The following is a 20273-nucleotide window of genomic DNA, read 5'->3' on the forward strand; positions in this document are numbered from 1 at the left end:
AATCGTTTACATAAGAGAATCGGAAAAATTTCATATAAATCAAAAAAATAGAATACTAATGTAAATTCATCTGAAACCTCAAGATTAATTGTTGGGACTATTTTATTAAATTTGCCTTTCCTTAAAAAGCTAAAAAAACTCTCACAAGTTCAATGAACTCATGAGAGGCTTTCTAATTAAAAAAATAATTACTAAAATTCAGTCATTTGCTAATTTCAATTCTAACCCATTACCTTCCTAAACTTAATAGCCTTATGCCTGTCACTATTCATAATTGCTTCTTTCGTTCCTCTTTGCTGAGTTTATATAGACCTATCCCCGCAAAGGCTAGTATGATTGCAATGACTGTCCCCTTTCTGATCCAAACTAATAAAAAGGAGTTGTTATGGGACGATAATTAACTAAGGGAATAAAACAGGGCATTATTTTGTTTCCCTTCATTACTCACACCTAATATTTCATCCATGAAAAAGGAGAAGAATTCATGAAAAAAATTATTAATGTGGTCGGCGCTGTCATTGAACAAAAGAATTATATTTTATGTGCACTTAGAAGTCCATCGATGTCGCTTCCATTACATTGGGAATTTCCTGGTGGAAAAATCAAAGATAGTGAATATCCGGAAGAGGCCCTTATAAGGGAAATTAATGAAGAGTTAGGATGTACAATTGAAGTAAAATGGAAAATTTCAGAGACTAATGAAAATTATGATAATGTAACAATAAACTTGAGTACATTTTTCTCAGAAATTAAAACGGGTACCCCCTTTGCTTATGAACATGAGAAGATCCAATGGATCCATAAACGAGAACCTAATTCATTAAAATGGGCACCCGCAGATATTCCTACTGTCGAGTTTATTACTAAAAACATGTAATTAGTTGGTGTATAGTTGCTTCTCTTTTTCATTAATCTTTTCAAATAGTTTATCGTTATAAGAGTCAGCATCCTTTGAATGGTGACAACGCCTATGGCAATTAGCACAAATTGCTGCTACCCACTCTGGATGATCCGGGCCACCATCAGATAATTTTTTTAGATGGTGTACTTCTAAATAAGGATCTCCATTTCCCATCACAAAAGGAGCATTTTTCTTACAAGCCTCACATATTCCATTTGCCCGTTTTAACGCATATTTCTTTATTGCTTTGCTTCTTTTTATAGCTTTGGTTACTCGTTGGATGGTAGTAGTTTCTTCGTTTGAGGATGATAATGCTTCTTTTCGTAAATCCTCAAGAGTAGACTCCTTAGGTTCAGGTCCCTCTATGTACTCTTCCGGGTTATGTGAGAGTTCTGATGGCATGAGCTCAAATACTATAGATTGGCGCATATAGCTTTCACGATCTCGTACTTGTTTATAATGGTGTCCTATGTAATACAACTCACATACAAACTCTACGTAACCTTGTTTTACATATTTAAATAACATGATACTTTTCCCGTTATTAATATGATCCCGAATGGCTTTGTTACCTTTAATAAACTGCATGTCACCTACCTGGCCTTCACCAGTGTAATAAAACACGCCATTACTTTGCCAACCATCATTATATCCAAATTCTTCTCCTGAATCACTCGTGAATATCATAACTAACGGAGAATTTTTTGGGGTACTAATACCGCCTTGTTGCTGCCCACCAAATTTATTATGAATATCTCTTCTTCGATAAATTTCTTTTGGTTTGAACAAATTTCATCCTCCTGTTCTAATTATTGTACTGGTTGTGAATAAATTAGGCATAATGCCCACCGATCTTCTTACTCCGATCAATGGTAATCCCGCCTGAGGTATAACTACTTGCACGTAAAACTGCCGTGGAACCATACTTCTCCCGAATTGAATCCATTACTTCTGATAAATCCTTTTTCTTGGGTTGATTATCAAATAAGCTTAGTTGAACGTCACTTTCCTCACACAAATTGGTTAGAGCAACAGAGGCCCTTCTAATTTTACTTACTCCATCATAAAATCGATGGAATAATTTTAAACAAACATCATACATATCCATAGTCAAATTTGTAGGGTTTTGAATAGACATAGACCTACTAAAACCTCCTCCCACTTCTCTTGAATACCCTATTCCCAGATGAATGGTCCTACCCTCTTTATCGTCCATTCTTGCTCGACGACAAGCTTCTTCACATAAATCCAATAAACATGCGTAAATTTCCTCTTTACTATAATCCCTTAGTAAAGTTATGCCATGACCATAAGACTTCTGTTCAGTTTTCACGAAGTTCCCATAGACTGGACTTAAATCAATGCCCCATGCATGCCAATACAGTTGCTCCCCCATTATTCCAAAGTTCTTTTTTAAATATTTTAGTGGGTGCTTAGCTAAGTGACCTAGTGTAAGGATTCCCATTCGATTAAGGCTGCGAGTCATTCTAGATCCGATCCCCCATATGTCATGAATATCACATGGCCAAAGTTTTTCAGCTACATCTTCATATCTACATTCCGCAATTCCGTCATCTACTTTCTTAGAATGGATGTCCATGACAACTTTCGCAAGAAACTTGTTGTCTCCAATACCTACTACTGATTCAATCCCAAATTGTTCTCTAATTTCTGATTGAATCATGTGAGCAATTTGATATGGTGGACCATACATTTTTTTCAATCCATTGACTGTAACCCATAGTTCATCCACCGAATAAACGTGTATAGCTTCTTGAGGTACATAGTTCTTAATCATTTTTGTAATCTCTACAGATACTTTAAGATAATCTCCCATGTGAGCTGGAGCAATAACTAAATTAGGATCGTCCGGAAGTTCAAAGTAACGACTAACATTACTTACTCCATGTTTTTCCTTTAACGTAGGTGATGCAGCTAAAACAATACTCCCTTGTCGGCTTGTATCTCCAACGACTGCTAATAATGAAGTTCTGGGATCAAGTCCTCTTTTCATACATTCTACACTGGCGTAAAAACTACGCATGTCAATACATAAAACATCATCTCGAGGATAACCAGTATAATCCACTTTCAACACCACCTATAATCGAACATTTGTTCTCATATTATCACTTACTTTTAAAAATAACAAATATGATAAAGGACTTTAGAACCATCTGTCGTATAGTAAATGAATGATAATAAAAGGAGTGTTGAATATGGAGGATGTAATAAAAAAATTAGAAGAATGGGCTGAAATAATTCAAAAACATCTAGGCAACATGGATGAAGAGTTAGTGGAGGTATTTTTAGATATGTGTGGTTATGCGGCTGTTCTACAAAGCAGGATTGAAAGATTGGAAGACCAATTATTCGAGAAACAGAATATAACTCATTAACTTACCAACTGCTGCATATAAAATAGGCCTTGCTACTTTCAGCAAGGCCCTCGTTTCGGAAAATGACGTTACGAATTTAGCGAAACTATCTCGTAACAGAATTTGAGGCAATGTAGATAATGCCGCCCATTATCCCTTTTCTGTACCATTTATCATATTTGTTCATGAGAATGCGTCATAATGGCATCTGAGTAGTTTTGTAATCAATATCTTTAACGTTAGATAACGGTTTATTACAGAATTATGTTACACGTGTGTTACCCAAAACATTGAAATCAATTAATAGAGCTATTTTTTGTTACTCTTCTTAATTTTTTTCCTCTGGTTTCTTCTATGCATCAATTTTCTCCATATGTTTCTGAAAATCAACACTGTATCTTCATCAAGCCCTAAATAATTTATAAGAACTTCTCTATCAATTCTGTCTAGCATATCGTCTGTATTCCCATCATTTCTTATTGAGTGATCTACATACTCCAATAATCTTTCAGTAACTTCATCATCTAAATCATTCAAGTTAGGTAAGACGATCTTCTCAACTTCTCCAGGCAGAACTTCTAATACTCCACCTCCGTAGCTCCTTCCCTCCATCTCAGTAAATGCGAGAGTAATGCTATTATAATAAGAGAGCAATGCTTTTCGTGAATTAATACCTTCATAAAATCTTATTCTGTGCATTGTATCAGTACTAACAGCATTAATATCATTTAACACAAATTTAGGGAATGAATCATTTCTTCTTAGGAAAAATGCATCAGGTGGATAAACTGATGGGATATGATACCAATACTTTCTTAATCCCAATTTGTATCCCTTACTTTGTCCGTTTTCTTCCGCTTCTTTAATATATTGTTTATACCCTTCCGGGAAATGAGTTATTTGCTCATTAGGAAATTGAGCAAGTTGAGCGGGTAAACCTTTATTCACATTAAACTCCCAGTCATCTTCGGTGTAGAAAATACCATGGGCGTGAGCACTTCTTCCAATAAGCGGTAGAGTTGTTTCACTTAAATCAAATTTTTCTACTGTTTCTTTAGTAACTGAAAAGAATTTGTTATTTCCAGTAGTGATACCAATGTCAACTTTTGCGATATCATTAAAGGTCACAAAATTATCACTGTTTATTACAGAGTGAACAGCGCCTATTTCAGTATTAGACAGAAAATATTTGGTCCATTTATCCTTTGTTATATCAACTGGTTTATAATCGACTGCAGTATTTCTAACCTCCTCAAAGGTCGTTTCAGAGTTTTCTAACTCCACTACAGTAATTTTATTTTGTTCATTCTCTTCAACAGACCCTTTTTCACCTAGTAATAGAACAACCTCTTGCTGAACATCTGGAAAAACAAGCTGTTCATAAGTTATTACTGTGATTTTAGATAAGTTCTTCTCTAAGAAAAGTCTTAAATCAGCTGCATAAGCAACTTGAAGAAGCTCAGCAGGAATAACCATCCCAATTTTACCGTTTTCCTCAAGTAACTCTACACTGGCTACTAAAAAAGAAACCCACGCATTAATTAATTTGTTGGACTTCATACCATTCGTAGTTAGTATATTTGACTGTGTTTCTCTTTGCTCTGGTGTTAAGTACTGATACCTAATATAAGGTGGATTTCCTATTATTAGATCAAATCGTTCATTCTTTAGGTTGTAGTTATACTCGCTAAAAAAGTCCCCATTTTTAACTTTCACCTTATCATTGTCACGAGTAAGAGCTCTTACTTTATCTGCTTCTTCTTCAAATAATTCAACAGCAAGACAATTATTAAAATCATCTTGGTAGTTTTCTGTTAAACTTTTTATAAAAGAGCCATCTCCACAACTTGGTTCTAATATTTTGTTTTTTTCACCATCATGAAATGCCCAATACGTTATGAAATCCGCTAACACTTCTGGTGTATAATATCCGCCTCTTAACTTCTGAGCTGTATTTTCATCAAGTAATTTCATATATTATTCACCTTAATCTTTAATATTATGCATTAAGTCTTCTATGCCATAAATTTTTGTGATATATCCCTCAATTTCTTTAATCATTGCACTTTTCAATCTCTCTAATTCTTTTCTTTCCTTACTTCTCATATAAGCCTCAAATTCACTATTAATATTCTCAATATCCTTAGTAAGGTTTACTACTTTATTGTAAGATTCTAGCTGTGTTTTATCATTAAAGTCAATTTTTTTTATGGGCAATCTATTTAAAACATAAGTACCTCGCGAATAAAAATCACCCTCAAAATCGCTCCCCATAACAGAGCATAACCACACTATAGCTGGATGATTTAATACCGCATGTACATACTCTAATTCATATGGACTTTCTTCTTCTAAAGTTATTGCACAATAACCAGCTGTTCCTCCAGAAGCTATAACCATATCCTTTTTATCTAATATATTTAAAGGATTATCTTTATGAGTGTTTACACCTATAATAAGTTTAGGGGTATTGTTAAACAATTTAAAAGCTTGGCTTCTACCATAATGATACCATGTTTCCTTTGTGGCGTGTGGTACATCTCTTCCTTTACCATTTTCACTAAATTGTTTAGGTAATAGGTAATCATAATTATCACACAAGTACTTCCAAGTATGCCAAAATGAATTTTGCATTTTTTCTTTAGTATAAATTTTCCCATTAATATCATAAGGGAATATAATCCACATAAATGGTTCAACGCTATCATAACTGCCAAATTTGTTTTCTTTATTCCTTCTAGGCTTAAAGAAAACTTTTAATATATCTCTTTCGATTTTATACTCTTTTTTATTTTTAACAATATATAAATATTCTTCATCAGAATTAATGATTTCTTTTTTGCTAATTGAGTAAGTAGACTTACTTTCCGCACTGGTTTGTACACCATTTACAGTTTTAAAATTATTTGAATCACCTAGTAACATGCTATCCTTATATAGGGCGTTTAACAAATCCCATTCCTCAGAAGACGCAACCAACACCCATGGTTCTTCGGATAGAAGGTTTTGATCCAATTTCATTCTTTTGAGTGTACTCTGATCTTCGTGTTGACCTTTCCACCAATTTTGTATATCTTTAACTTCTTCAAAATAAAAGCTTGAACCTTGAGAGGGTTTATTTTTACACACTGTAAGAATTGAACTATAGGTTATAACATTTTTATCTTTAAAGATTTGTGTAGAACCAAAATCTATAAATTCTTTAATATCATACTCTTTCAGTAATTCTCTTAGCTTTGTACCTGAGTTTGTTTTAGAGAATTTATTAGGTATTATATAACTTACAATCCCATTTTCTTTCAATAGAGAAAGTGACCTTTCCACAAAAATGTAATATTTATCGAATTGCTTGTATGAACTTTTATATAACTTATTGTAAACATTAAATTCTTTTTTTGGTGAAAAAGCTCTCATATCCTTGGTCTGGACATATGGTGGATTCCCTATTATCAAGTCAAATGTTTCAGTTTCCATCCACTCCCAATTAAATGGAGATATAGCATGATACTCTTCTCTAGAGAGATTTTCTACTTCTATATTGTTAAAGTCAATCAATGAATTTCCGTGAGTAATATTTCCCTCTAGATCCGGTAGTAAATGATCCTTACCTTTTAAAGAAGGTTCATTTTCATCCTCCAGTAACTTTAAAAGCAAGTTAAAACGAGAGACCTCTACAGCATTTGAATCGATATCAATTCCGTAAATACAGGAAAGTAATATTTTCTCTTTAAGTTCAAAAGGTAGAAGATAGTATTCGTTTTCACCTTCAATTAGTTCTGAAGTCCAGTCATTTTGTATGTAAATTTCCTTAACGTGTTCAATTAAGTAATTATAGATTTCCACTAGGAATATTCCCGATCCGCAGGCAATATCAGCAAAATTCATTTCTAATACTTGCTCTAATGACTTGTTATATAAGAGATTTGATAAATTTTTCCCAACCATAAATTTCACAATTTCCTGAGGGGTTGACACAATATCTCTTTTTTCGGCTTTTTGCTCGTTGCTTCTTTCGACTTTCTCTAATTTTAATTCTTTATTTTTAATTACGATTTTTTCTGAAAGAAATAATTCATAGATTTCACCTAATATATTCGTTTCTATTACATTAAATATGAAGGGGCTCTGCGGATAATAGAGACCTTCAATAATTTCTAATATAATTTCATTTGATAAATCAACAATTAACTCGTTATCATCGTCAAATATTCCTGAGTTATACTTTTTGTCAGCTTCTATCAAGATCTCTTCCAGCATTTCTTTCATTAAATCAACATCTTCTATTGTCTCCTTAAGCTTATGGTACAGGGGTAGATTTCTATCCTCACACATTCTCAAAAAAATCATTTGATTCAAGAATTTCTGAACTATATCATTTATTTGATTTACACTATATTTCGTTTCATCCACCTTATGTAAATAAGCTGCCAACTTTAAACGCCAATTATTTATCTGTTCTACGAAGTACTCATCAACTGACTTCTTTTCCCTACCTTCAAAAAGAATTTGATATTTGTTATCAAATTCTCCACTAAATACCGTTGATCTAGATATTATAGAAGATATCTCTTCCCACCTATCATCAAATTCCTCGTAATGGAACTCTGCTAATAATGCAACCCTTGGATCATCTTCCTCTTTAGGTACTATAGTTGTGTCATAAATCATAATGTACCTAAAATTAGTTAGTACTGTTATGTAATGCTTTGCTGAGTAACCATATCTTCTCGCTTGTAAAGCTGGCTTTTTATCTTTCTTTATGTCTACTGAAGGTTTTTTTGCTTCTATAAAAAATTTCTTGACCCCACCTAGGGTCATTGTATAATCAGGCCTATCACCAGACTTAATGTAATTCTCAGGAATAACCTCTCTTTGATATGGTTTTAACCCATTCTGATTTTCTAAGTCCCAGCCTAAAAGTTTTAAAAGTGGATCAATGTAGTCTACTCTTGTGGAGTGTTCATTATATTTCTCTCTCTTACTAATATAGTGACCTTCATTTTTGCGAAAATTGCGAATTAAATCTTGTAAGCTGTAACTCATTTACATCATATCTCCTTTAGCCAAAACGTTAGTAATATAGAGTACTAATTTCTTATAGGATAAACGTTCAAGTATTCCGGACAGAACTCATGCTTCTTTTCATTTTGATTATAACACTAATTAGTAGATATTTTTCAGTAACAAGAACATTCGTTCTTACGTTGTGTAGAAAATGGTTGTAGTAAATATAGAATGCCACTTAGAATAATAATTAATATTTTGTGCATTCGTTTAGAAACAAGAAGCTCCCCCTCATTCCTGTTATAGACTACATATGAGGGGGATTTATTATTTCAGCTAAAAAGATAGTTAAACTCAAAACTCACTTAAAATAAGTTATATCTCCTAATAACCACTTTTTATTTAATCTATTTCCAGTAAGGTTAGAAATATAATTAATTTCTACTTTTTGTAATTCATAAGATTTAGATTCAATAATATTTCCATCTTCATCTATTTTTACAAGACCCTCTTCATATACATGATCACACCCGAATTTACAAAGGGGCATAACTATGTGTGGATCTGTTCTTTCCTCTTCATTACAAATACTCCTTTTTTTCTTATGTGCGGCAATAAGTGAGTGAATAGTAAATTTTCTATTACACAATGCGCAGAAGTCTGTATCTTTACCGCCTAGTAACCATGCCCTAAGAATCGATTGTTCTCTTCTTTTTTTAGTTTTAGTCGTATAGTTTGTACGTCCATGTAGCCTTACTAACAACCGTCTTGTTTTGGAATAACTATTCACTTTTTGATTTATCTTAATATCTTTTGCGAACGATTTCACAAAAATAAAAAAATAGGACCCTCTACCTCTATGTTTATCTATAAAAATAAGAGGAGAATGATATACTTCTCTTCTTATCACGTGTATAGTATGACCTTTTTCCATTAATGATTTTTTAAGATTCTCAATTGATATCCTCCAACTTTTATTATCGGTAAATAACTCAACTATATCTTGTTGGATAGGTGTTAAGTTCTTAGGGACGTCTATATCTAGAATACAATATTTACCTTCCATTTTGATATATTTAGAATTTATTAGATAATGAAAGATAACATCTTGATTTGGAGGCTTAGGTTGATTTGGCCCTGATCTTTTTCTTAAAACTGAGGTCATTACTTCACTCAAAATTTCAACGTTAACGGAATTTGTCACATTTACTAACTTTCTCATTATATTTATTAAGGCATTGTCTCTTCTATCCTCATATATATACCAAAACTCATCACTGTTGTTGTAGAACCATGTATTTTGTTGGGAAGAAATTATTTTTTTAATTATAGCGTAACAACTCAGATCCAAATTTTTGATTTTAAATATATTATTCAATTCACAAATCCCAGACCTTCCCAAAAAACTTTTAACAATTAACAAATTTCTATCTAATATTTCACGTTCAGACAAGTTTAATATTAGTGTAGGTGAAGCATTTTCAATATAATTATTTGATGCCCTTTCTATTTCTAAATTGTAAATATCAAATTCGTTACATGTGTTGAATTTTCTTAGAAGTCTGAGAACTCCCTTAACATTTGTACCTTTTTCTAGTATTTTTTGGCCAGCTAACTCTTCAATAAATTCTTCTGAAAACATATAATCCTGGGCATGCAAAACATCCCTAATTTTATAGATCTCTTGCAAATCGCTTTCTCTAACCTTAGTAAGAAATTTATTATCAATAGTTTGCTGTATTGCTTGTCTTGTCATACCAAATTTCTTCCCAATAGACTCTAAGGTAATAGATGACCGTTTGCCTAAACCGAAATAATTAAGTACAATTTGAATATTTCTTTCCAGATTTTGATCACTAGGATTTTTATTTACCATTAAATTCTCTATTTTTTGAGCCAACAACATTAAAACCTCTCCCCTTAGAAAAATTAAATGTTTAAGTTGCCTTTTTTGATTAAGATAATTATATCTCTATTTGTCGTCCATATAATTATTTTATTTTCCAAACATTTTAGAAAAATGCATTTCTCACCTTGTTATAGGCCCTTGCATGTGCAAAAACCTTTCTAATTAAGCCCTGAACTACCGAGTGAATTGCTCTTTTAAATTTAAATGGTAAGTTGAAGGGTTTCCAAAATTTCGTATTTCTAATTCCTTATTCCAATCTTTATATTGAGGCAAATCTAATTTGGATAGTCTATCTGACATTAACCTATGATATTTGATAGAAAAATCCCTCCCAGCTTTATCATTATCCGTACAAAAAGTAATCTGTTTCACCTTATTACCTTCCTTCCCCATCCGTTTAATTTCATCAATCATGGTCTGACGCTTAAGCCCAGACATGGAAACTAAGCGAGTATCTTGCAACTTTCCTTTCTTTATACTCCAATACGAAAGAGCATCAATCGGGCTTTCAAATAGATAAATGGAATTTGGTTTACCTATATCAACTGAGAACCCAGCCGAACCATGGCTGTTCCTATCAATGCCTTTAAACATTCGCCCGTCCTCCATTAGAGAGGTCCCTTGGCGATCTACTCCTACAATCTCTCCCTGATGCTTCCATTTGAACACCACATTCCCGAGCTTGTCTTGTGCTATTAAATCTTTATTATCAAGCCAGTTCACAATCTTAGGATGAATCTTCCGCTCTTTCGTAAGATAATCTTTAGCTTTTGTCCTATCGTTCACTTCATAATGTGAAGGATATTGATAAGGCTCCTTAGTCTTTTGCTCTTGTAAGTTGTCTTTCACTTTATAACCTTGTGCATTAAGATCGAGAACAGCTTCCGGGAAGCTCATTCCATAAAACATCTTGGCAAAGTTAATGACTCCAGCTCCTTTTTCGTCTCTAGAGTTCCAGGCATACATTTGATCTTTAATCACTAGGCTGTCATGCACTTGATGACGATAGTATTTTCCCTCCCTCTTCAATGGCTCCCCTTTACGCTCCAGATAGTCTATGAGATCCACATTACGAGCAACCTCCACTTGGTCCGCGCTTACATGTTTGGCCATGCAGCACTTCCTCCTTCCTAAAATTAGATATAAAAAAAGACAGGGAGAAAACTCCCTGTCTATCGTTCAACCTCTACTTTTTCTTTTGACTTTTCCTTCTGCTGAAAAGCCTCCTTGCTCTCCTTTCCATTCTTCATTTCCGAACTGTAGCCTTCCTTCCCTCGCTCTTCCTGGAACTCTCGATCCAGCTTACTTTCGATTTGAGATAGTCGCTGCTCTCCACGATCCGTCAAAGGTAGTTCTTTTAATTCTTGAAGAGATTCTTTCTTAAGTTGGTACACCTCTTCCTTACTGTGTGTCTCTTGAAAAGCACGCATCTTCTTTAAACGTTCTTGCCGGTCATTGTTTTCTTCTTTATCCAATTCTTTTCCGACTGTTGGTTCAATAAAGTTCATAAGCTCCTTCTTATAAGCATCTTTGAAACATTGATGGGAATAATCCTCTTTGACCTTTTCTTCCTTACCAAATGGCCCGCTATCTTTTTCAACCTTGCCCACTTGGCTTCTGTACATTTCCCGAAGCTTTTCTGAAGGTAATATCTCTCTTTCTTGTTTCTCCGCTTCCATTTCATGTTTTTGTTCTTTTACACTCATATCTTTCTCCCCTTTCTTTTCTTGGTCCATAGATTCTTCAATGGTTGTAATAAACTCTTTAGCTGTTGATTGAACTTCATGTAACAAGCTTTCATGGTCTTTAAATTCATGATCTTTGGTCCAGTGATGCAAATAGTCTAATGAGTAGTCACTGGTATCAATATCGAAATAAGAGGCAACGGTATAAGCTGTCATTTCCGCCTGAAATTCTTTCTCCGGTTTGGTGTAGTCATTGATGTTTTCCTTTGTATGAAGTTTGGCATGAGTCAGTTCATGCAACAGAGTCTTTGTATCTTGTCGCTCAGAGTTACGCGGATTAAGAGCGACTTCACCTCTTCCTGTGTAACTGACGCCTTTAGCTGCTCCTAACTCTTCATAAGGCTCTACAATTTGAATGTTATTGTTATCAGCTATAGCTTCCATCCCTTTTCGAAGCTGACTGTAGTTTTTAACCTCCCCATCGATCCATTTATTAGGAAAGATTTGAGGTAGATCTTTTTGAGTCGCAGACGTTTGTGCTATATCAAAAACACTTCCGGTAGAATAAACAAGACGGCCATCTCGTTTGTCGAGTTGACCGTCTTTGACTTGCTGCTTTTCTGTTTTCGTCGCATATTTCAAAGGTTTCCATTCGCCCTCTTCATTTTGAAACTGCTGACCTAGCCGATTGGGTACGAGAACCTTTAGACTTTTCTCTCCTTTATTTACAGAAAACCCTTTGTCTTTCCAGAAGGCGTAGGAACCTACAGCTTCAGCTCCAGGAAACTGTGAATCAATGAGTGCTGTATTACGTGGAGAATACCGATGGAACTTCCCCATAAAGTCTAGATACTCTTTCATTTGTTCGGGTGAAAGAAAGTGCTTAGAAATACTTTTTTCCATCCCCTCTGTCAGTCGATTGATCTCCTCTTTGACCTTTTCCGGGGATTTCTGTTTATAGGATTGTTTAGTCGTCGCCACGATACACAGCTCCCTCACTGATGTTCATGAGTTCTTCCATTTCTTCCTCATCGTAATTGGGTTCTGTATTTAATATCAGTTCCTTTGTTTTCTTATGAAAAGGAATGAGTAGGTTCTCTTGATTCACTAAATGCTGCTCCAGATCCTCCATTTCTTCATTACTTAACGTTAAGGTATATTCCTCCTGACCCACGGCCATCACGAGCTCATTATTTTCACTTACACGCTTAAACACACCCACTTCATAATTGCTATTAAACAAAAGCATCTCTTCCACTCCTTTATTGGATAATTCTTCATTAATATCTAGCTTGATGCTTGTTGAGTCTCTGTTGCACTGATTCTCTTTTGACGCTGATGACTGATTCTTTCTTCCACCGCTTGTTTCGCATCCTTCATCGCTTGGCTCTCAAAGATCGGTGTCGTCACACAGCTTTCTAAGTTTTGATCCATCGCAAAACCGTTCATTAATTCCAGAAGGACCTGCGTATTCTTATCGCTTCGGTTGGCTGCTAACCGCAACCGTTTCATCTCTTCAGAAAACACTTCTTGGAAACGTTGTGCCATCAAACTCATGACATATTCCTGAGAGTGGTCCTTCGATTTTTGCGTTTCCCACTCCTCAATCATTCGATCTAAAGCCTCCCCAGGATAACGAATATGATGCTGTTCCTGATACTCTTTAATTAACGCTATCGTTTCTTCATGAAGCGTAAGATTTTGCCGCCTTCCCATATATATCCCTACCCTTCTCTTTCGATTTTTCTTTCCAACTTCTGATGATCCAAGTCATTGATAAACTGATCATACGTTTGCCCCATAGAACGTTGAATGCTTCTCAAGGAACGTTGCAATTGAATACCTGAAGGCATGGACTTAAAAGAGGCATTTGTATTGGTAGTTTGTCTAGAATACTGCTGACGATCGTACCGTTTCATTTCTTGTAAGAAAGCATTGCCCATTCGTTTATAGAGATCATCCAACTTGTTTTGTTTGTAATGTTGATATCTCTTCTTATCCTTAGGACCATCCCCATAGGCTTGTTTTAGTTCGTTCACTTCTTGATCCAACTTATCATGCAGCTGCTTCATATCTTTGCCATGATACTTATCTAAATATCTTGTCGTTAGTCCATCAATCTTCGGTCGAATAGGATTCAGCGTTTGATAGCCATAGTGCCACTGTCGCTTATCCTTAGGCAAGTGATTATACACGTCGAGGAACAGTGGTTTTATTTCTCTATTACTCCATATCATGCTGCTATTCTCTTTCTTTTCATTCACCATATGGTCACGGATTAACGAGTTAATTTGATTTCGTTCTTGCGTTCGATCTAACAATCCATTCACGACTTCACTTTTCATCGCGTCTAGAGTTTTTGGTTTTCGCTTTCCACGTTCACGAGTCGGGTTTGGTTCGACGGTGGCCACATGAATATGAAATAGTGATAGGTAAACCTTTGAGACTATCTCCAGTTTTTCCCCCACTCCGCACCGTGCATGCAGCTTTCACCGCACACGGCGGTCCATCTATTACTTGTTACTAAAGAGTTTCTAAGTTACACACCTTACGGTATTGGTTAATTTTCCTCACAATTTTCACATCTATCTGGGTTAACCTCTTGAGACGATCTATCGTTTGTTTATTTGTGGAATGTATAAGACGATGTACATCTTTATGAATGATTCGAAGATTAGCAAATTCTTCACCTCCACCGAGATGTTTTGGTCTATAGTGATGACAATGAACATCTTCTGCTGGTAGGAATACACCTGTAACTTCACATTTTCCACTTTTCATACTGTATCGGGAGATACGATTGTCCAGATACTCAACGGATTTATCAGGAATGTTTGAATTCATAAGCTTATTAATTTCTTTCATTACATTTTTAGAGAGGCTTTTACAGATTTCTTCTCTCCCAAATGACGTATATGGCGTAATGTCCTGTTTAAAGCAATAGTTGTGTCTTGTTTGTACGTCAGTGAATGGAAAGAGCCAAGTTTTAGCTACTTTAAATGTTTTGCGATCAGACTTATAGAATTTCCTGAAAGAATACGTTGCTTCGATAGGTTTACCATAATGTGCTTTCTGCTTGAGCCGGTTATACATAGTTCGGGAGATGTCATAATATATTCTATTAAAATCTAAATGTACAAGAGTGGCCTTTTTGAAATAGTTGTGCACTCCAAGTACAAACCCATTCCATTTAAGCGCATTCTGTGTTGTTGGGTCTTTTTGGATTGCCTTTATAATTGTTTTAGCTTGTTGTTTGATTTGTTTTGTCTTCTTTTCGGATATACCTGTCTGTGCTACTCGCCTACCATTTTTCCCTTTCTTTTCGGCTTTTATAGTAAAGCCAAGAAAGTCTGACTTTTTCTTACGGAGATTGGTAATCTTAGATTTCCCCTCGGAAATCTCGAGCTTAAACCTGTCCTTTAAATAAAGTCTAACTGCATGAAACCATCTAACTGCTGTTTGATAATCTCGGCAAAGAATTTTAAAGTCGTCGGCATATCTGACGATATACCCTTCTTTTAAGTTAGTCTTTTTCAATGCAGCATTACGATTACTCGTATTATGGTAGTTAAAGTCAGGCTCAAACTTCTCCCATTGTTTCGCAATCCAGTGATCGAGATCGTTTAAGACTACATTTGCGAGAAGAGGAGATAATATACCACCTTGCGGTGTCCCTTTTGTAGGAATACCTTCTCCTTGAATTTCTGCCTTGAGCATCTTACCTATGATAGCGAGAACTTTTCTATCACGAACACCAATATTCCACAGTTGTTTCATTAATCTAGAATGATTAATATTATCGAAGAATCCTTTAATATCAATATCTACAACATAATGTAGTCTTCCTTTGTTGATCAGATATTGTACTCTTGCCAGGGCATGGTGAGTATTTCTCATTGGTCGAAAACCGTAACTATGATTATAGAAACGTGCTTCTGTGATAGGTTCTAAGATCTGTTTGAAACATTGTTGAATTAGTCTATCCGTGATAGTTGGTATACCTAAAGGCCTGAACTCTTCATTTGATTTTGGTATCATCTTCCGTTTTACTTTATCCGGTTTATAGCTAATTAGTTTATCCCTTACAATCCTAACGATCTGTTCATTTTCTAGGTTTTGAAGGTAGGATATCGTTTTGCCATCCGTTCCAGAAGTTTTAGCTCCCGAATTCCTTTTGATGTTTCTATATGCGAGAAGAATATTTTCTCTTGATATTATTAGGTCATACAATCGCGAGAAGTTTTCATTTGTTTTACTTCTTTCATATAGATCATCAAATGTGTTTGTGAGGTTATAATAATCAGCATATCGTATTCGTGTTTGCACGTTGGATCACATCCCTTTTCGGGTTAGTGACACTCCCAACATCTTACCTGACCCTTGCAATTCACTTAGAAAATTATTCAGTTTCTGACAAGTAATAAACTTAGGCCTATTCCTCTACATCCGTTACAGATGTTTCAATGGTCATGGCCTTACTCTTACCAAGCTAAATCCATTTCGAAATGCTATTTTCCTTATAAGAACCGTCGAAAGGATAGTCTCTTTTATATAACGTGCTTGGCTTTCCTTGTTCCATCAATCTTAGCTATCCATGATACTTTTAGGTGCAACCTTTAGGCCTGCGGGATTTACGATGCCTTTGTCCACCGTGCGAATTTCATAACAACAAATTTTACTTTTCGGTATCCCACCCTGCGTGATTGTGCAGTCTGAATGTTTCCATTATCAGTCACCGTTTAGACCCGTACATTCGGTTGTTCGTCAGTATCAACTGATACATTCTCACCATGAGTATCTTTTCAGCCGACCGAGCTATCAGTTACCATATCTGTTTAAATTATAGACTTAGGTAACCTTCACCCGACTTCACCTAGCTTCACACCTTACACCCTATCCGATGTAACGCATGTAGGAGTATTATCGAGGATGTTTTTACTAGACTTGTTAGTATCATTCCATCCTTTAGATTGATAGTTTCACCTTTACTATTAAGGCTATCTCTTTTCATCGAAGGAAGCTTCAATTTATAGAGAAACAAGTCGCACTGTTATCGGTGTTATAGTGAATGGCTGCCGACCAAACAGCACTCTCTTGTAACCCCTCTTTTTTCATCATCGACTGCATTGATATCCGTGTTACTTGCTTCAAAGCATCTTCATCCAAGGTGTGAGTCTTTGGATCATAAACACCTCGTTTTTGAAGCCAATCATTATCAAATGTAATGACGTCCTGCCACATGATACTGTTCTTCTTTTGAGCCTGTTCAAACAATGATTTAATCCCCTGCTTTCCTTCCACCGATAAACGATCCGATTGCTGAGTAAACAAAGCAGATGTTTTATCCGGATCGTCCATATAGTGATTATACAAACTAAACATGGACTGATGTGCATCCCCCTTTCCTTTCGCTTCTTCACGGTCCACGTATTGCACATAATATTGAAATCCTTTCTTATTCGCTGTCACGAATTTTGTTTTTAAAACCACTCCAGGCGTTACGATTTCACTCATGCTTCTTCACCTGGTTCTTCTATTTGCAAGAGATCATTCATTTCTCGAATCGCTGTATAACAATGAGCCATCGTTTGAATGTTTCGATCGACTAATTGCTGCAATCTTTGTTCACGGTGGTTCTCTTCTCGAAAGACAGCCAACTGTTGCAACTGAGCATGTAAAAACTCTTGCCGACTTAAACCTTTTTCTTCCGCAAGTTCGTCAATTCGTTGAACGGTTTTCGGATCCATATAACGAATTCTTACTTCCATGACAATCACTCCTTTTGATAAAGACACTAATACTAGTAAATAAAGAGAAGAGCATAAGGGGTTTTTGTTCCCACATGGCGTGTGAATCCCGGCAGAGCCGGGCAAAACGAGGGAACAAGAAAATCTCTAGATGTGCGGTCGCTGTGAGGCTAAAACAGGAATATTCATTCGTGTATTCACCTTGATGTGTGGTCCCTGCACAGGATATGTGTGGTCCCTGTGTTGACCTTTTTTACAACCTACACCCCTTTTTCAGTTCGAAATCATCTCCCGTTTCTCTTCCAACATCTCAACTTTTTCAACGATGGTTTGGATAGTTAGTTCATGTTCAGCTGCCTCTTGATTGATCTGATCTTTTTCATTTTCTAGGTGATTAATTCTAGCCTCTGTTTGCTTTTTCTCTTCCTCCGTTTCGTAAAGAAGCTCTGACTCTAATTCAACGGTTTTCTGATCAATTTCTTTGATTCGTTCCTTGATCGTTTGAATACTTTCCTTCTTCTCTTTCATTGTTTCTTTCGCATCTTCGATCTCTTCAGATACAGCAGCTACTTCATATTCCTGCTCCGTTAAAATGTTTAATTGTTTGTCCATCTCCACTTTACGTTGATCTGTATAAATACGTGCCAAATCTTTCTTTTCCTCACCTCCTTTCAAGGAATTTTGATCAGTTTTTTCAGTAATTAGCATGGGTTTTTCCTCCTTATTAACATTTAAGGCCATGACATCAAAGGAAGGGCTTATCTGTTGGATACTAATGACATATCTGCTTTCATCGCTGTACTCTACGTGCGTTAGAAGATCGCGTTTTGGATGCTCTTTTTCCTGAGCCTTAAAGCTCAACGATTCATCTAATAAAGCTGTTGATTTATTGATGTTTATGGTGACAACCATCAGCTTTTTCGTTGGATTATAAACCCATTCCTTTATGGTCAGTTCGCCTGATCCTTGTAAGTTCAGAGGTTCATTGACAGGTGTTTGTTGAACTTTACGCTGCTCTTCATCACCAAATATAAAACCAGAAAACAAGAAAAAAAGAAGCGCCATAGCCATGACGCTTAATCCAATAAGGTATTTTTTTGAGGTTCCTTCCGTGATGTGTTTCGTTTGTTTCTTCATGAATAGCCCTCCTCTTCTACATCTTGAAAATCTGTTATCATCCAGTGCCCTTCTTCTCTATGAACATTTATTCTGAGAAACACAGGAGACACCTGTTTTTGATCGCTCTGCAAAGAATAGAGCGTGTGTTTAAACTTAACTAATACGCTAGCTTGATTGTTTGTGAGATCACCTGTTTTGATGAATATGGCTACTTCATCCACCTCCGTTTTCCTGTCTCCTTTATAGGTCTCTGTAGGAAAAAAGGTTGTAGCTAAATCTTTGCTCATCACCTTGTGTGCTTCTTTTTTCCTTTCTTGATAGGTCTCTTTATCCTGTTTAAAAGCAACCTCTATAAACGTAGAAACCTGCTTCACTAAAGCTTCATATCTCGCTTGAATGTCAGCAGGTTCCTGTTTTTGTAACGTCATCTCTAATTCAGTTTTTTCTTCCATAATCTTTTCGTTTTTCACTTTCAACTCGTGCAAATCTTCCTGCAGATCGTCATTCGATGCCTTGCGTGTAGCATATATATTAACCGATGTGAGTACAACTAATAGAGCGACAAACATTCCAAAAAGAAAGCGTCTATTCATCCATGTTCTCCTTTCTTAAAGACCAAGATAAGGGGCAGGATCTACGTCAGAACGGTATTGGCTTTTGGTCCTAACTTCGAAATGTAAATGGGGACCTGTAGAGTTTCCTGTCGAACCACACTTACCCACTTTTGTTCCTTTTTGAATCATCTCCCCGTTTTGTACACTTATCGTGTACAAATGAGCATAGTGACTATAAAGCCCCTCTTCATGTTTCACAAGAACGTTATTTCCATATCCAGAGTTTTTTCTTACCACCTCAACCACTTGACCGTTATCTACGCTTTGTATAGGCGTTACGGCGTTCGTACAAGCAAAATCGATACCTCTATGCATGTCCGGTGTTCCATCAAAGGGGTCTGAGCGCATTCCGTAATCAGATGTTTGTGTAAATGCTCCTTCAATGGGCATCACCCAATCTCCCGTTGGTTGTAAATCTGCTTCAATAACTCCGCCTTTAAGGTAACTTAAAACGGCCTCAACATAGCCGTAGAGTAAGCATCCAGCGCCTTATCACATTGCTGCGATAGGTTTCCTAATGCTCCTCTCCGAACCGGACTTACACGTCTCCATGTATCCGGCTCTCCATCTGTCATCTGCTTCATATCTCGCCTTTATGTCTTTTGGTATGACAATTCTTACACAAAGCAATTGTCTTACGATTCCTGGCTATCATTTGTTGTTCAAGATATGACTTTTTCGACTTTTCTCTGAGGTTTTTTAATTTCTTTACGTGATGCATATGAATGGTAACACCGTCGCTTTTACATAGCTCGCATTTCTCCGCCTTTATCCGATCAGACAGTTTCGTTGTACTCAATACGTATTGCGTATTAGGTTCGAGATCTACTTGTTCTTTTGATAAACCTGCTATTCTTGGAAAGCTTCTATTTATAAAGTGCATGTGTTGAGTACCTTTGCTGGTTTGATATTCAAC

20 protein-coding genes are annotated in these 20273 nt (G+C 35.8%); 2 read left to right on the plus strand and 18 right to left on the minus strand.

Going from position 1 to position 20273, the window contains the following annotated elements:
• Positions 1-484: 484 nt before the first annotated feature.
• Complete coding sequence (locus BLW54_RS19625; protein ID WP_074736404.1) at positions 485-877, plus strand: (deoxy)nucleoside triphosphate pyrophosphohydrolase; 393 nt, start codon at positions 485-487, stop codon at positions 875-877.
• Here the strand turns inward: BLW54_RS19625 and BLW54_RS19630 are convergent, their stop codons facing one another.
• Together BLW54_RS19630 and BLW54_RS19635 are read right to left on the minus strand one after the other, a co-directional pair.
• Positions 878-1690: an HNH endonuclease gene (locus tag BLW54_RS19630; protein WP_074736407.1), complete on the minus strand. Its 813-nt coding sequence runs from the start codon at positions 1688-1690 to the stop codon at positions 878-880. It lies immediately after the preceding gene.
• A gap of 43 nt (positions 1691-1733) precedes the next feature.
• Positions 1734-2990, minus strand: coding sequence for a DNA polymerase IV (locus BLW54_RS19635; RefSeq protein ID WP_074736409.1), 1257 nt, complete (start codon positions 2988-2990; stop codon positions 1734-1736).
• Positions 2991-3120: 130 nt separating this feature from the next.
• On the opposite strand from BLW54_RS19635, the gene BLW54_RS19640 reads away from it, so the two are divergent.
• Entirely contained in the window at positions 3121-3300 is a 180-nt protein-coding gene (locus tag BLW54_RS19640; protein WP_074736411.1) for a hypothetical protein, read from the plus strand.
• A gap of 288 nt (positions 3301-3588) precedes the next feature.
• Here the strand turns inward: BLW54_RS19640 and BLW54_RS19645 are convergent, their stop codons facing one another.
• The 16 genes from BLW54_RS19645 to BLW54_RS20875 form a co-directional block, all read right to left on the minus strand.
• Positions 3589-5253, minus strand: a complete 1665-nt coding sequence (locus tag BLW54_RS19645) for an Eco57I restriction-modification methylase domain-containing protein (RefSeq protein WP_074736413.1) — start codon at positions 5251-5253, stop codon at positions 3589-3591.
• A gap of 12 nt (positions 5254-5265) precedes the next feature.
• Entirely contained in the window at positions 5266-8322 is a 3057-nt protein-coding gene (locus tag BLW54_RS19650; RefSeq protein WP_074736415.1) for an Eco57I restriction-modification methylase domain-containing protein, read from the minus strand.
• Between the two features lie 322 nt (positions 8323-8644).
• The gene (locus BLW54_RS19655) at positions 8645-10189 is read right to left on the minus strand and encodes a sigma-70 family RNA polymerase sigma factor (RefSeq protein ID WP_074736418.1); all 1545 of its coding nucleotides are present in this window, start codon (positions 10187-10189) and stop codon (positions 8645-8647) included.
• Positions 10190-10366: 177 nt separating this feature from the next.
• Positions 10367-11305 (minus strand): toprim domain-containing protein, encoded by a 939-nt coding sequence (locus BLW54_RS19660; RefSeq protein WP_074736420.1) that lies wholly within the window; start codon positions 11303-11305, stop codon positions 10367-10369.
• A gap of 59 nt (positions 11306-11364) precedes the next feature.
• Positions 11365-12858 carry an ImmA/IrrE family metallo-endopeptidase gene (locus BLW54_RS19665; protein ID WP_074736422.1) on the minus strand — a complete coding sequence of 498 codons (1494 nt, stop codon included), beginning with the start codon at positions 12856-12858 and terminating at the stop codon, positions 11365-11367.
• Positions 12845-13126, minus strand: coding sequence for a hypothetical protein (locus BLW54_RS19670; protein ID WP_074736425.1), 282 nt, complete (start codon positions 13124-13126; stop codon positions 12845-12847). The genes BLW54_RS19665 and BLW54_RS19670 overlap by 14 nt, the downstream gene beginning before the upstream one ends.
• A gap of 38 nt (positions 13127-13164) precedes the next feature.
• Positions 13165-13593, minus strand: a complete 429-nt coding sequence (locus BLW54_RS19675) for a hypothetical protein (protein WP_074736428.1) — start codon at positions 13591-13593, stop codon at positions 13165-13167.
• Positions 13594-13601: 8 nt separating this feature from the next.
• Complete coding sequence (gene mobL / locus BLW54_RS19680) at positions 13602-14345, minus strand: relaxase MobL (protein WP_439330206.1); 744 nt, start codon at positions 14343-14345, stop codon at positions 13602-13604.
• Between the two features lie 55 nt (positions 14346-14400).
• Positions 14401-16203, minus strand: a complete 1803-nt coding sequence (gene ltrA / locus BLW54_RS19685; protein WP_074736430.1) for a group II intron reverse transcriptase/maturase — start codon at positions 16201-16203, stop codon at positions 14401-14403.
• 696 nt (positions 16204-16899) lie between these two features.
• A complete protein-coding gene (gene mobP2 / locus BLW54_RS19690) occupies positions 16900-17391 on the minus strand; it encodes a MobP2 family relaxase (protein WP_244153556.1) in 492 nt (163 codons plus the stop codon).
• Positions 17388-17645 (minus strand): hypothetical protein, encoded by a 258-nt coding sequence (locus BLW54_RS19695; RefSeq protein ID WP_074736432.1) that lies wholly within the window; start codon positions 17643-17645, stop codon positions 17388-17390. The genes mobP2 and BLW54_RS19695 overlap by 4 nt, the downstream gene beginning before the upstream one ends.
• A 252-nt stretch (positions 17646-17897) precedes the next feature.
• The gene (locus BLW54_RS19700; RefSeq protein ID WP_074736434.1) at positions 17898-18761 is read right to left on the minus strand and encodes a hypothetical protein; all 864 of its coding nucleotides are present in this window, start codon (positions 18759-18761) and stop codon (positions 17898-17900) included.
• Positions 18758-19336 (minus strand): hypothetical protein, encoded by a 579-nt coding sequence (locus BLW54_RS19705; protein ID WP_074736436.1) that lies wholly within the window; start codon positions 19334-19336, stop codon positions 18758-18760. Before BLW54_RS19705 ends, BLW54_RS19700 begins: the two co-directional genes overlap by 4 nt.
• 15 nt (positions 19337-19351) lie before the next feature.
• Entirely contained in the window at positions 19352-19747 is a 396-nt protein-coding gene (locus tag BLW54_RS19710; RefSeq protein ID WP_244153557.1) for a M23 family metallopeptidase, read from the minus strand.
• A 56-nt stretch (positions 19748-19803) separates the two neighbouring features.
• Positions 19804-19941 (minus strand): hypothetical protein, encoded by a 138-nt coding sequence (locus BLW54_RS20835; RefSeq protein ID WP_167358843.1) that lies wholly within the window; start codon positions 19939-19941, stop codon positions 19804-19806.
• On the minus strand, positions 19938-20273 hold a 336-nt coding region (locus BLW54_RS20875), incomplete at its 5' end, for an HNH endonuclease (RefSeq protein WP_500683380.1). The genes BLW54_RS20875 and BLW54_RS20835, both read right to left, overlap by 4 nt.

The sequence above is a fragment of the Halobacillus karajensis genome, from assembly GCF_900108515.1.
GTDB classification, from domain to species: domain Bacteria; phylum Bacillota; class Bacilli; order Bacillales; family Halobacillaceae; genus Halobacillus; species Halobacillus karajensis.